Origin of the sequence: Shewanella avicenniae (assembly GCF_017354945.1) — a bacterium.
GTDB lineage: Bacteria > Pseudomonadota > Gammaproteobacteria > Enterobacterales > Shewanellaceae > Shewanella > Shewanella avicenniae.
Window position 1 is genome coordinate 2610159 of sequence record NZ_CP071503.1, and the last position, 14930, is coordinate 2625088.

At 49.2% G+C, this 14930-nt stretch carries 9 protein-coding genes; 4 read left to right on the plus strand and 5 right to left on the minus strand.

Annotation, left to right across the window (positions count from 1 at the left end):
* The first annotated feature begins 5 nt into the window (after positions 1-5).
* Positions 6-3257 (plus strand): efflux RND transporter permease subunit, encoded by a 3252-nt coding sequence (locus JYB87_RS11500; protein ID WP_207353635.1) that lies wholly within the window; start codon positions 6-8, stop codon positions 3255-3257.
* Positions 3254-6301: an efflux RND transporter permease subunit gene (locus JYB87_RS11505; protein WP_207353636.1), complete on the plus strand. Its 3048-nt coding sequence runs from the start codon at positions 3254-3256 to the stop codon at positions 6299-6301. The genes JYB87_RS11500 and JYB87_RS11505 overlap by 4 nt, the downstream gene beginning before the upstream one ends.
* Before the next feature lie 53 nt (positions 6302-6354).
* Here JYB87_RS11505 and JYB87_RS11510 read toward each other — a convergent pair whose 3' ends face one another.
* The 5 genes from JYB87_RS11510 to JYB87_RS11530 all read right to left on the minus strand — a co-directional run bounded on the left by JYB87_RS11510 (position 6355) and on the right by JYB87_RS11530 (position 12693).
* Positions 6355-7071, minus strand: coding sequence for a phosphotransferase (locus tag JYB87_RS11510; protein ID WP_207353637.1), 717 nt, complete (start codon positions 7069-7071; stop codon positions 6355-6357).
* A 217-nt stretch (positions 7072-7288) separates the two neighbouring features.
* Entirely contained in the window at positions 7289-7471 is a 183-nt protein-coding gene (locus JYB87_RS11515) for a Trm112 family protein (protein ID WP_207353638.1), read from the minus strand.
* Positions 7472-7475: 4 nt separating this feature from the next.
* Positions 7476-8483 (minus strand): tetraacyldisaccharide 4'-kinase, encoded by a 1008-nt coding sequence (lpxK, locus tag JYB87_RS11520; protein WP_207353639.1) that lies wholly within the window; start codon positions 8481-8483, stop codon positions 7476-7478.
* Complete coding sequence (gene msbA, locus JYB87_RS11525) at positions 8484-10292, minus strand: lipid A export permease/ATP-binding protein MsbA (protein ID WP_207353640.1); 1809 nt, start codon at positions 10290-10292, stop codon at positions 8484-8486.
* A gap of 40 nt (positions 10293-10332) precedes the next feature.
* The gene (locus tag JYB87_RS11530) at positions 10333-12693 is read right to left on the minus strand and encodes a DNA internalization-related competence protein ComEC/Rec2 (RefSeq protein WP_324032199.1); all 2361 of its coding nucleotides are present in this window, start codon (positions 12691-12693) and stop codon (positions 10333-10335) included.
* A gap of 29 nt (positions 12694-12722) precedes the next feature.
* On the opposite strand from JYB87_RS11530, the gene JYB87_RS11535 reads away from it, so the two are divergent.
* A complete protein-coding gene (locus JYB87_RS11535; RefSeq protein ID WP_207353642.1) occupies positions 12723-13244 on the plus strand; it encodes a DUF2062 domain-containing protein in 522 nt (173 codons plus the stop codon).
* A 263-nt stretch (positions 13245-13507) separates the two neighbouring features.
* Entirely contained in the window at positions 13508-14764 is a 1257-nt protein-coding gene (locus JYB87_RS11540; RefSeq protein ID WP_207353643.1) for a DEAD/DEAH box helicase, read from the plus strand.
* Positions 14765-14930 lie beyond the last annotated feature (166 nt).

Here is a 14930-nt window from a genome sequence, read left to right on the forward strand (position 1 = left end):
GCACAATGTCAGTAATTAATGTATCGGTGCGGCGTCCCGTCACCGTATGGATGTTTATGCTCGCGATTATGCTATTTGGCATGGTGGGCTTTTCCAGACTTGCAGTCACCCTACTCCCAGATCTGAGCTACCCAACGCTGACGATTCGGACTCAATACGATGGTGCCGCGCCCGTTGAAGTCGAACAATTGGTCAGCAAACCCATTGAAGAAGCCGTGGGTATCGTGAAAGGTCTGCGAAAAATAAGCTCTGTTTCTCGCTCAGGCATGTCAGATGTGGTGCTGGAATTTGAATGGGGCACCCAAATGGACATGGCGGGCTTAGAAGTGCGGGAAAAGCTCGACACCATTGAGTTACCCCTCGATATTGATAAACCGCTGCTGCTAAGGTTTAACCCCAATCTTGACCCGATCATGCGACTCGCGCTGCCGGCAAAATCTGCGACAGAGAAGGAACTCAAACAGCTGCGCACTTACGCTGAGGAAGAGCTAAAACGCGAGTTAGAATCTTTACCGGGTGTTGCGTCCGTGCGCTTATCTGGCGGGTTGGAGCAGGAAGTCCACATTCTGCTTAATCAACAGAAACTTGCACAACTAAGCCTGTCTTCGGATGACATTCGTAGTCGCATTGCCGCTGAAAACATCAACCTGTCTGCAGGTAAAGTGGTACAAGGCGACCGCGAATTTTTGGTGCGCACCGTTAATCAGTTCCAATCATTGGCTGAACTTGCTGACATTATTGTCTACAAACAAGGCGCAACCTTAGTGCGCTTAGGTGATATTGCGGAGGTCACCGACGGCTTTAAAGAGCGCAGCGATATCACCCGCATTAACGGCAAAGAATCCATCGAGCTCGCGCTTTACAAAGAAGGCGATGCCAATACTGTCGCCGTTGCCGACCAAGTAAAACAGCGCTTAGCAAAGTTGAAGCAAGACAGCCAAAATGCCAACCAGATGCAACCAGAGGTGATCTACGATCAGTCTGACTTTATTCAGAGTGCCGTAAGTGAAGTCACCTCGTCGGCGTTAATCGGCAGCATCTTAGCGATGCTGGTTATCTATCTTTTTTTGCGCGATATCGTGCCGACACTGATTATTTCGATTTCGATTCCGTTTTCGGTGATCGCCACCTTTAACATGATGTACTTTGCGGGTATCAGCCTCAACATTATGTCGCTCGGCGGTATCGCCCTAGCGGTGGGCTTACTGGTTGATAACGCCATTGTAGTGCTGGAAAATATCGACCGCTGTAAAACTCAAGGCATGAATAAAGTCGATGCGGCTATCAATGGCACCAAGGAAGTTGCGGGTGCGATCACCGCCTCAACACTGACGACGCTTGCGGTGTTTGTGCCACTTATTTTTGTGGATGGCATCGCCGGGGCACTGTTTGCTGATCAAGCGCTTACCGTCACCTTCGCCCTATTAGCTTCATTATTGGTGGCGATGACCTCAATCCCAATGTTGGCTTCTCGCCAAGGCTTTAAAGGGGATGCGGTTGCTGAGCCGCAAATGCCGCAACCGATACCTACTACGCGTTGGGCTAAATTGGGGTTCTACACAGTTAAAGTTATTGGCTTTCCGTTCAAGCTGTTGTTTAACCTATTGCCTCAGTTACTCACTACCTTCATCTTGACCGTCACTCGCCTTGTTGCATGGCTTGCCTCATGGCTTATGAAGCCATTGGTAATGGGTTTTAACCTCGCCTATCAAGGATTGGCAAAACTTTATCGCCCACTGCTAAATAGTGCATTGGCGCACAAAGGAATCACCCTCGCAATAGCCATCGTATTTACTGCATCTGCCGGGCTTATGCTGTCTCGCTTAGGTACCGGGCTGATCCCCCCAATGAACCAAGGTGAATTCTACGTAGAGATACTGCTACCACCCGGCACTGAAGTCTCACAAACTGATAACGTATTGCAGCAACTTGCAAGTGAAATCGCCGACAATCCAGCGGTTAAACATGCCTACACTCAAGCTGGTAGCGGTGGTTTGATGACCTCAGATACCAGCCGTGGTGGCGAAAATTGGGGCCGTTTGCAGGTAGTATTGGCGGATCATCTCGCCTTTGAACAAGTAGCAGAACAACTGAGACAAAAAGCCCGAGCCATTCCTGAGCTGGAGGCTAAGGTAAAATTCCCCGAACTGTTTACCTTTAAAACACCGCTTGAAATTGAGCTAAGCGGCTATGAGCTGGATCAGCTTAAACAGAGTGCCGACCGTTTGGTCGATGCGATGTCTGCCAATCCACTTTATACCGATATCAACACCTCGTTAAAAGACGGCCAACCTGAAATTAGCATTCGCTTCGATCATGCCCGCATTGCCGCGCTGGGGTTAGATGCACCGACAATTGCCAATCGTATTGCACAACGGGTGGGCGGAACCGTCGCCAGCAAATATACCCTGCGTGAACGCAAAATCGATATTTTGGTACGTAGCGAAGAGAGTGAACGTAACAACATCACCGATATCGATTCGATGCTGATTAACCCTGATGGTAAACGCCCCATTCCGTTATCGGCGGTGGCCGATGTCAAGCTGACGATTGGCCCCTCTGCGATCAATCGCATCAGCCAACAACGGGTGGCGATTGTCTCGGCCGATATTACTGGCGGAGATCTCGATGCGGCGGTTGCAGAAGCACGGGGGATTGTTGCCAAACTTGGATTGCCTAACTCCATTCATACCCGCTTTGGTGGCCAGAATGAAGAGATGCAAAGCTCATTTGATTCACTCAAGATTGCGCTGGTGCTGGCGGTATTCTTAGTTTATCTGGTGATGGCCAGCCAGTTTGAATCGCTGTTACACCCACTGCTGATATTAGCGGCTGTCCCCATTGCGCTGTCCGGCAGTATTTATGGCTTATACCTCACCAACAGCCAGCTATCGGTGATTGTGTTTATTGGTCTCATCATGCTGGCGGGGATTGTGGTCAACAACGCCATCGTTTTGGTGGATCGTATCAATCAGTTGCGAATGGCGGGCGTCGACAAATTAGCCGCAATTAAAGAAGCCGGCGCTTCTCGTCTGCGGCCAATTTTGATGACCACCTTGACCACCAATCTCGGCTTACTGCCAATGGCATTAGGTTTAGGTGATGGTGCAGAAGTGCGTGCACCGATGGCTATCACGGTAATCTTTGGTCTATCACTCTCCACCTTGCTAACGTTGGTGGTGATCCCCGTGCTGTATGCCATGTTTGATCGCAAACGTTTTGATGATGTCGCAACTCAGCAGGAGGTCAGCGTATGAACCTCACTCGCTTAGCGTTAAAACGCCCAGTGACCACCAGCATGTTTTTCACTGCAATATTGCTGTTCGGTATGGCCGCCTCTCGCTTGTTACCGCTCGAGATGTTTCCAGGGATTGATATTCCTGAAATCTATATCAATGTACCGTACAAAGGCTCATCGCCAGCCGAAGTCGAGCGCGATATTACCAACGTGCTGGAAGAGTCACTGGCCACCATGGGCGGGATTGAGACTTTAAAATCTAATTCCAATCAAAATGGCAGTGAAATCGAAATCGAGATGAAATGGGGTGAAAACGTCGCCACCCGGAGTCTTGAGGCGCGCGAAAAAATCGATCAAGTCAGAAATCTGTTACCCGATGATGTAGAGCGTGTGCTGATCCAGCAATTTTCTACCGCCGATATGCCGGTGTTGAACATTCGCATCTCCAGCGAACGGGAGTTATCGAACGCATTTGACCTGTTAGATAAACAACTGCGCGTACCACTAGAGCGGGTTGATGGCGTATCAAAAGTCACTCTTTATGGTGTTGAGCAAAAGCAGATTGAAGTGCGCATTGATGCCGACAAACTTAGCGCCAGTACCATTGAACTGCCGCAGTTGCGCAGCCAACTGCTCGCCGAAAACTTCATTGTCAGTGGCGGTACCCTACGCGATAGCGGCGTGGTTTATCAAGTGTCGCCTAAAGGCGAGTTTCGCGATCTTGATGAGATTCGAGCACTAATCGTCGCCCGCGGCATTCATCTTGGCGATATCGCCGATGTGCTCTACGCGTTGCCAGAACGGACGGTAGGACGCCATCTGGATCAGAAATACGCCGTCGGACTCGATATCTACAAAGAATCTGGCGCTAATCTGGTCGACGTATCAGACAAAGTCATGACGGTGATTAACCAAGTTAAACAGGATCCCCAATTTCAGGGCATTAAGCTGTTTATCATGGATAACCAAGGCGAAGGAGTAAAATCGTCACTCAATGACCTGCTGATGTCAGGCCTGATTGGTGCTTTGCTATCATTTGCGGTGTTGTACCTGTTCTTACGTAATATTCCAATGACGCTTGTGGTCGTTTCCTCTGTGCCAATCTCGATTGGATTAACACTCGCGGGCATGTATTTCCTCGGCTACAGCCTCAACGTCCTGTCGATGATGGGCCTGTTGTTGGCTGTGGGCATGTTGATTGATAACGCGGTGGTCGTCTCTGAAAGCGTATTGCAGGAGCAGCAAAAAGAGGATCGTGGCGATGAAACAGTGCTGCTTGGGGTGAATAAAGTGGCGCTGGCGGTCATGGCAGGCACACTGACAACGGCCATCGTATTTTTACCGAATATCTTCGGCGTAAAGGTAGAACTGACGATATTTCTCGAACACGTGGCGGTGGCTATCTGTATTTCGTTGGCAGCGAGTTTATTGGTCGCTAAAACCCTCATCCCGCTGTTGCTATCTCGACTACATGGCAAAATCACACTCCCTGAGCCGAAACAAAGCCGATTACAGCTTGGCTATCAACGGTCACTCAAATGGGTGTTAATCCATCCCAAACTCTCCACATTTATCGCTGTAGTGCTGTTAGCCTCAACGGCACTGCCATTAAGTTTGGTGCCTAAGGACAGCCAAGACAGTGAGAGTAAAGAGCGACTTTACATCAATTATGAAGTCGAAGGTCGCCATAGTTTGGCAGTAACTGAGGCGATGGTAAACCGGATGGAAAGCTATTTATATGCCAACAAGGAAGCGTTTCATATTGATACCGTGTACAGCTTTTACTCACCGGATGAGGCAAGTTCCAGTGTCATATTGCTGCCAGATCTGCCCATGGATATCGCTGAGTTAAAAAAGAAAATTCGTGAAGGTTTTCCTCGCTTAGCGGCTGCCAAACCACAATTTGGTTGGGGCGACGATAATTCGGGTGTACGGGTAACCTTAACCGGCAGGTCTACCGCCGAGCTCATTAAGATCAGTGAGCAAGTGTTACCACTGCTCTCCAATATCGACGGTTTACAAGATGTGCGTTCTGAGCTGAACGGTGAGCAACAAGAAGTCATTATTAACGTTAATCGTGACAGTGTTGCCCGACTTGGCCTCAAAGTACGTGACATCGCCAGTACCGTATCCACTGCATTAAGGGGCTCACAATTACGTTCATTTCGACATGATCCAAGCGGTGAGCTACGGATTCAGTTGCTGTATGACAAGTCATGGCAACAATCGCTGCAACACCTCAAAGATCTTCCTGTTGCCAACATTGATGGTCGAATTTACTCACTAGCGCAGCTCGCTGACATTCAAATTCAGCCGCGGTTTGATGCCATTCGCCACTACAACCGTGAAACCGCATTATCGATTGGTGCCAACCTCGAGAAACTGGAGATGGATAAAGCGCAGCAGTTGATTAAACAAGCCATGGAACATGTGAATTTTCCGCCCGGTTATGGCTATTCACTTCGCGGCGGTTTTGAGAAGCAAGATAAAGAACAATCGGTGATGATGGTCAATATGCTATTGGCGGTAGCGATGATTTACATCGTGATGGCGGCATTGTTTGAATCACTGCTACTGCCTAGCGCCATTATTACCAGTATTCTGTTTTCGATTACTGGCGTATTTTGGGCGTTGTGGCTAACCGCTACCCCCATGTCGGTGATGGCAATGATCGGGGTACTGGTGTTATTAGGCATTGTGGTTAATAACGGCATTGTATTGGTCGATCAAATCAACCAAATGACGCCGGCACTCGATGAGTTATCAAGCACCATTACCGATGTCTGTATCACTCGTTTGCGCCCAGTGTTGATGACGGTTGGCACCACAATATTAGGCTTAGTTCCTTTGGCTATGGGCGACACTCAGATAGGGGGTGGAGGCCCACCCTACTCGCCAATGGCAATCGCCATTATTGGCGGCTTGGCGTTTTCAACCGCCACCAGCCTTTATTTAGTGCCGTTATGTTATCAAGCCTTTTTCCGCCTACGCTATCGCTCATCCGTTGGTTGGCAACGTTCGCTTAAGCTAAGTCAACGATTACTGCCGTGGCTTGGATCTTAGAAAAACACCCTGCGCCACAAGAGCAAATAAATTTTGCTCTTGTGGTTACCAGGTTAGACATGACGAAAATGCCACAGTAACCAGAAAATCGGCGTAACATCGCGGCCACCGCGATGACGAAATGGCTTCATCAGGTAATACAACCATTGCCAGCTAGCGAGAAAACTTTTACTCGCCTGCCAAATGCGCTCACCACCACAACGGCGATACTGGGCAACCACCTCGGTAATAAGTGCGTTATTGGGGCCGAGATACCGATAAAGGCTGTGGATATACACCAGCAAATCGCGAATGTGTTGGTACAACAGCCCTTTTCGCGGTGCTCTGGCTTCAAAATCGATAAACCTGACCCGACCTTGTTGCCAACTGATATCGCGTAGCGCGGGTCGACCGTGTGCCAAACCCAATTGATGCAGTTGTGCGAGCGCCTCAGCGCTGTCGAGTAACACTTGACGTCGAAAATCGGCCGACAGATCTTGGCGCGCTATCCACTGTTTCAAGGTGGGGCCAACATCTTCTAGCACCATATAACCAGGTTGTTCATACACAACATTGGGCACTGGCGCATGTTGTTCGGCCAATTGTAATAGGCAGGATTTTTCTTGTTCGAGGGAGGACGCTGGATGAGCTTTAAGGAGACGCATTCTGCCGTGCAATTGCTCTGGTTGTTTCAACCAGTACTTTCGCCCGGAAAAATCGAAGCTGATGATCCGTTCACCTCGATGCTCTAGCAACAACTGCTGAACTTTTTGCTCAATGGTTGCGGCCATGATGACACTCCGTGTAAAAATCGAGAGTGTTATTATCGGGCTAATTTAGCAAGCCACTCAATAATAAGCCGCTAACAAGTATCAGATAACATCATGTTATCAAACAATTTTTAACACTTGAGCACAGTTCTGTTGCCGTTCAGTAACCTTTCGCTTAGCGAAAGATAAAAAAATACCGCCCAAAAGCGGTATTTCATCATGGTGACAAAGTGGAAAACTATTCAGCCACTTCTTGCAGGTTGGTTGCTTTCTCGGCCAACAACACTGGAATACCGTCATTGATTTGATAAACCAAGCGGTCAGCTTTACAGATCAGCGTCTGCTGCTCTTTGTTGTATTCCAGTTTGCCTTTGCATACTGGGCACGCCACGATGTCGAGAAGTTTTTTATCAAACGCCATTAGTTCATCCTTCATTTTTAGCATTAGTTTTTTGGGCAACTACGTTCGCAACTTTTGCGAGCAATTGCGCCGAAAATTCATCAGATAGGCGAGCATCTACCGGCAGATACCAACCGTTCTTAAGGGTAAATTCGCGACATTTAATCGCATCTTTCTCCGTCATCACCAGTGCCAATTCCGCTTCGTTGACTGCAAAATCCGCCGCGCTATAGGGGTGATGGTCAGCAAATATCTTGGTCTGCGCAATATCATACCCCAACTCGGTGAGAGTATCGAAAAAGCGCTGCGGATTGCCAATCCCTGCGATCGCTTTAATGCGTTTTGGCTCACAACTTGGCGAATTGTCACGCTGCAACGGCTGCAATTTGTCGGCTGATAACTGCATTGCAAACCGGGTTGGCGAATCCTGTTTAGCCCCGTTTTCAACAATAAAATCGACCGTCGATAGACGCCATTTACCTTCTCGCAACGGACCAGCGGGCAACAGCATGCCGTTGCCTAATTGGCGTTTACCATCTAACACCAGCAGTTCGATATCTCGGCCCAAACGGTAGTGTTGTAAACCGTCATCGCTGATGATGATGTCAACCTTGTGCTCAGCTAATAGCAATTTTGCCGTGGCGATGCGATCTTGCCCCACCGCCATTGGGACTTGCGTACGCGCCACGATCATCGCCGGCTCGTCACCCACCTCTTTGGCTAAGGCCTGGGTGCTAACAATCCTCGGCTGCTGTTGCTCACTACCATAGCCGCGGCTGATGACACCGGGATGATATCCCTGCTGCCGCAACAGCTCGATAAGATAAATCACCAGCGGCGTTTTACCACTGCCACCCACGGTGATATTGCCCACCAACAACACCGGCACTGGCAACTGTTCAACTGGCTTTAGCCCAATCCGAAACAGCTGGCGGCGTACGCCGCTTATCAAGCCAAACAACCAAGACAATGGCCACAACAGCCATTTCAGCCAGTGGTTTTGATACCAGATGCGGTTTACAAAGGCTTCCACTTAGCCCCCAAATTGCATCTGATAGAGTTTGGCGTACATGCCATTTTGCTCAAGCAAGGATTTATGATTGCCACGCTCCACCACTTTGCCTTGGTCAATCACCAAAATCTCATCGGCGTTTTCAATGGTCGATAAACGGTGGGCAATCACGATAGATGTACGGTTACGGCGCAGATTATCTAAGCCTTTTTGAATGGCTTTTTCTGATTCTGTGTCTAATGCAGAGGTGGCTTCATCCAAAATCAACACCGGCGCGTTACGTAAAATGGCACGCGCAATCGCAATACGTTGCCGTTGACCGCCGGATAACATCACCCCGTTTTCACCGATTTCAGTATCTAGGCCATCTGGCAGACGTTCAATAAACTCCATCGCATACGCGAGGGTGGCCGCTTCAATCACTTGTTCGCGGGTCACTTCACCCGGGTAGGCATAGGCGATGTTGTTCGCGATAGTGTCATTAAACAGCGTGACCTGTTGCGATACGAGTGCGATCTGACTACGTAATCCTTTGAGCGAATAGTCATGAATATCAATACCATCGAGCATAATTTGGCCTTCACGCAGTTCGCCATAGAAGCGGGTAATCAAACTCGCAATGGTCGATTTACCTGAACCCGAACGCCCCACCAACGCCAAAGTGCGGCCTTGTTTTACTTCCAGTGACACTTGGTCAAGCGCCAGCTTTTCCTGCTCTGGATAGCTAAAGCTGACATTATCAAACTTAATATCACCGGCAACGCGTTCAACTTCATGGGTGCCTTCATCTTTCTCTGCTGGCGTGTCGATCAACTCAAACACTGTGGCACACGCCGTCATACCACGCTGAAATTCGGCGTTAAGGCGAGTTAAGTTTTTGATCGGTTGCAACAGCGCTAACATGGTACTGAGCATTGCCGCAAAGATACCGGCGGTCAGTTCATCATGCAGACTATCAAGACTAGCGGCATAAATAACCGCACCCAGCGCCAGTGAACTAATCACCATCACTGTGGGTTGGCTAATCGCCTGCACCGTGGCCAGCTTCATGTTCTGGTAACGGTTATATTTATTCACTTTGGCAAAGCGAGCCGACTCAGTTTTCTGCCCACCAAAAATCAGCACGTTTTTGTGGCCTTTGATCATCTGCTCCGAAGCGGCAGTCACTGTGCCCATCGCATTTTGGATTTGACGCGAGACCTTGCGTAAGCGCTTGTTTACCACAGACACAACAACACCAATCAGCGGCACAATGATCAAAATGCACAGTGATAGTTTCCACGACATTGAAAACATCACCCCGAGATAGGCAATAACACTCACGCCATCACGGATCAGAGTTACCAAGGTGTTGCCTGAGGCGCGGGCGATTTGTTCGGTATCGTAGGTCACTTTGGAAATCAGTTCACCTGGGCTCATCTTGTCCATAAAGCTCACAGGCAAACGCAAAATATGGTCAAACACCTGCTGGCGCATGGTTTCCACCACACGAGTACTCATATAAGACACGCCATAGGTGGCCACGAAGTTAAAAAAGCCACGCAGGATAAACAGCCCGATTACAATAAACGGGGCAATTTTCAACACATTGCTGTCTGACTTGAAACCATGGGTATTCGCAACTTCGATACCATCGACAATGCTCGGTGTTGGCGTTGCCGCAAAGCCTTCATCAATAAATGGCCGGATCAGGTACAAAAAGGTCGCATCAACAATCGCATAGGCAACCAATGCTAAGGCTGAGATGATAAAGATGCCTTTGAGGTCAGCAACATAGGTGAGTAATCGCTTAAAAATATCGCGATTTCGCGGATTCGGCATTTTCGTCATTGAGGCAGAATTAATTCACTAACAAAACAAAGAGGGCATTCTACTCTGGATTGACGGGGTTACCAAATGCTATCAGGCGGTTATACCAATAGGGGGCGATATCCGCTCGGTAACTGCGAACGCTTTGCGCACCATTGGCGATTTCAATACTGAGCTGGCCTTGCTCACCAGTAACAAAGGTTTCCACACCATGCGCCTGATACCTTTGTTGAACTTCCGCTTTGGGAAAGCCCCAGCGATTTTGGTATCCAGCCGCAAAAATCGCCCAACGCGGCGCAACCGCGCTAAGCAGATCATCGGTTGACGAGGTATTACTGCCATGATGCGGCGCTAACAGCAGATCACTATTCAGTTCAGCCTCACGTTTGGTTAAGCCAATTTCTGCCGGCAGCTCAATATCACCGGGCAATAACACGCTAAACGCCGCATCATAAATGCGCAGCACACAAGAACCATTATTGCCAGTTGAGGGCGTTAACGGGCCGAGGAACCCCAAATTAAGATCCCGCCATTGTTGCCTATGTGGACGACAATTATCACTGGCTTTGAGTTGGCTTAAGTCAGTAATCACTTGCGCCTCGGGATACTGCTGCATGATGTATGTGGCACCGCCAGCATGATCATTGTCGCCATGACTCACCACCAAGTAATCCAGCTTGGCAATACCGCGATGCTGCAAAAAAGGCACGATCACACGCTCGGCATAGCTGAAATCATCAAAGCTGGCGCCGGTGTCATACAGTAAACCATGCTGGCCTTGCTGCACCACCACGGCCAGCCCCTGCCCCACATCCAATACATGCAGTTGCCAACCCGCAGGCCTAACCCATTCAGCCATTAGCAGTAGTTGCAAACCCAATGGCACGCAGGGGATCACTAGCCAATAACATTGTTGTGGCCGAAGTAAGCGCCAACCGCCAGTAACGGCTATCAGCGCCAGCATTAATGCCATCGCCAATTCTGCAGACAAAGGCCACCACGCCGCCACAAGGTGATCCGCGAGCTGCCATAACCACTCGGCGGGGACCAAGGAATTGGAGGTCAGTTGCCACAACGCGGTGCTTAATTCGGTAAAACCTAGCGCTGAACCTAGCATGCCGAGACAAAAACACAGCATCACCAGCGGGATCACCAGCAATGAAAACCAAGGCACCAGCAGTAAGTTGATCCAAAAGCTGTGCAGGGTTAAGCCACCAAACAGCAGCAGCTGCAGCAAACTCATCCCCAAACACAAACGCCATTGAATGCGCCATAGGCTAAGCCCCCACTGCTTAACCTGTGGCCAGATGCCATTATTTATTTCATTCGCCGCTGGCGAGCGCCATTCGCTCAGGATCAGTGCCAGCGCAAAAAACGACAGCCAAAAGCCGTTGCTCAATGGCGCCAGCGGATCAAACAACAGCACCAAAGCCAACGCCCACAATAATCGCTCCCAACTCGAACTCGCCCGCATGGTCAGTTGACTGACAACCACCACCACTAACATCAATAACGCCCGTTGTACCGGAATGCCCCAACCTGCCAACCAAGCATAAGCCGCCGCAATCGCGATGGCACTGAGATTGGCGAGAATGAAATTTCGGCGTGATTCCACCGGCCAGAATCGATTGAGCGCCCACTTCATCATCAGCAACAGATAGAGCGATACCACCGACAGGTGCAGCCCCGAAATCGCCACTAAATGGGCCGTACCACTATTGCGCAACTGCTGCCAACGCGCTGCACTAATCTCACTGCGCTCGCCCATGGTTAACGCCAGTAAGATGTCACGATGCGCAACGCCTTGCAGCTGCGCCTTAACCGATGCAAGCAGCCCCGCCCTTAACCCAGCAATCTCGGCAACTTTTTGCGCTGAAATAACATTGGCTCGCGCCTCAATATGCTGACTTAGCAACTGCCGTTGTTGATTAAAACCGCCTTGGTTCAACACCGACGAAAATGCTTTAGGCTTGAGTTCAAACTGCCAGATTTCACCAACTTGCGGCAGTAATTGCGACGCTTGTTTGGTGAGATCCCAACCCAATCGCCAACGTCGTAATGGTGCGTCAGAATCACCGTTGGCTAATTGCTGAACATCAAAACTAATCCAGTCGCCGTTTACAGAAACTAGTGATATGATTTCAGCCCTCACTGTGAGGGGTGTAGTATGTCCCCGGACAGATGATTGCTGTTCAACTGCGGCCGATGGCAGCAGCCAGTGGCAATATGCTGTTATCCATATTACGCCCACAAGCACGCCCGCTATCCCGGAGCAACCCCCTCGAAAGCGATGCTTGCAGTGCCAAAAGACACACAGGAGTAAAGCGCCTGCAATAATTGGCAACCATAATAACGGTATCATTGATGGCCAAACGATCGCGGAGATAATCGCGATGCCAAAGCCTGAGAGAAAAAGATTCATATCATTAGTAAAGACAGCAATCGAATCCTATGCCAAAAAAACTTCTTAAACGTCTCACACCAAATCCTGAAGTGCTGCGAGACCATAAATATCTACGCATCTTTGGTGGATTGCTCAACAATCCGAATTTATGGGCACTTACCCGCCGCTCAACGCCAGGGGCATTCGCAGTAGGATTATTTGCTGCTTGGGTACCTATGCCATTTCAAATGGTACTGGCTGCCGCATTAGCGATTGTATTTAACGTCAACTTGCCGGTATCGGTTGCCTTAGTGTGGATCACCAACCCAATCACCATGCCACCCATGTTTTATCTGGCGTATAAATTGGGTGCTATCATTCTGAACCATCCGCCAGAACCGTTTCATTTTGAAGCCACATGGAGCTGGCTAGAAACCTCATTTGCCAGTATTGCACCGCCATTTTTATTAGGCTGTTTTGTAATTGGAGTGGTCAGCTCCGCGCTCGGCTATTTTGTGGTGAAAGGCGCTTGGCAATATTCCATCTATCGCCATTGGCAAAAGAAGCGTCAACATCGCATTAATAAATAGCGCATCCCAAAACAGCGCTGCGAGTTGAAAACGAACAAAGAAAAAAACGTACACATGGATTTTCCGGGTGTACGTTTTTTGTTGTCGTGACATCCCGCATGTTCAACATTTCCACGCCCAATTCGCCCTAACGCTAATACAACAACCACTTATGGCGTCATTTGATTACCTTTGCCGCTATTCTCACTGCGGCGGTTGTCACCTTTTACCCGTTTCGATGCTACAATCGCGCCGTCAAAATTATCTATCAGCGGTGCTTGTTTATGAGTTTTTCCTCCCTAGGTCTTCAGTCTGCATTATTGGCTATCCTCGATAAACTTGGATATCAAACGCCAACGCCAATTCAGCATGCCGCTATTCCAGAAGTCCTAGCTGGTCACGATGTGATGGCGGGCGCACAAACTGGTACAGGTAAAACTGCCGCATTTGCCTTGCCGTTGATCCAGCGCCACCTCGCTCGCACTAACGCCGCAAACGCTATTCGAGTATTGGTGCTGACGCCAACACGGGAACTCGCGCAACAAGTCCATCAAAGCTTTGTGAATTACAGCGAAGGGCTTGGCCTCAAAGCCGTGGTTGCCTATGGCGGTGCGAGTATTAATCCTCAAATCGATGCATTAAACGCAGGTTGCGATGTATTAGTGGCGACGCCTGGCCGTTTGTTGGAACTGGCTATCAAAGAACTCATCGACCTAAGCACGTTGGAAACACTGGTACTGGATGAAGCCGATCGCATGTTGGACATGGGCTTTATCATTGATATCAAACGCATCCTTAAACGTCTGCCTGAAGCTCGGCAAACCCTGTTTTTCTCAGCCACCTTTAATGATGAGGTTTTTGCGCTTAGCAAAACCCTGCTTAAGCAACCAAAACTGATTGAAGTGGCACAGAGAAATGCGACTGCAGCACAAATTGAACAACGCTTTTACGAAGTGGATAGCCAACGAAAAGCCGCGTTATTGGCCTATCTGATTGGGTCTAAAAACTGGCAGCAGGTGCTGATTTTTACCCGCACCAAACAAACCGTCGATGAACTCGAAAAAGAGCTGCAAAAAGATGGTATCAGCACTGCGGGTATCCATGGCGACAAATCCCAAGGCGCTCGCGATCGTAGCTTAGCACAGTTCAAATCCGGCCAAGTGCGGGTGCTGGTTGCGACCGATGTTGCAGCTCGCGGCTTAGATATTGAACAGCTGCAATATGTGGTTAACTTTGAGCTGCCATACAACGCCGAAGACTATATTCATCGCATTGGTCGCACTGGCCGCGCAGGCCAAACCGGCACCGCGGTTTCGTTGGTGTCTGGTAAAGAAAAATACCTGTTCGAGGATGTGAAAAAGCTCACTGGCGAGCAATTTCTACTGCAATGGATGGAAGGGTTTGAGCCGAATCTGCTGGCACAGGAAGAACTCAGCAATAATAAGCGGCCACCATCTAAGAAAACCCTGCGCGCTAAAGCACTGGGTCAAAGTGGCAACAACAGAGCCAAAAGCGGTAAACCGCGCCGCCGTTATATTTGATAACGTGAAGCACCCGTAATAGAGGCTCAATTGCTCATTAATGAGTCTCTGCTTTTTCTATTTACACCTAAGCAAAGCACATTGGTAACTAACAAAGTTTAACTGTTTTTTACCAAGCAAATTAGACACTAATTTTTTGCGAATTGTCGTTCCAACGCAAACCTAC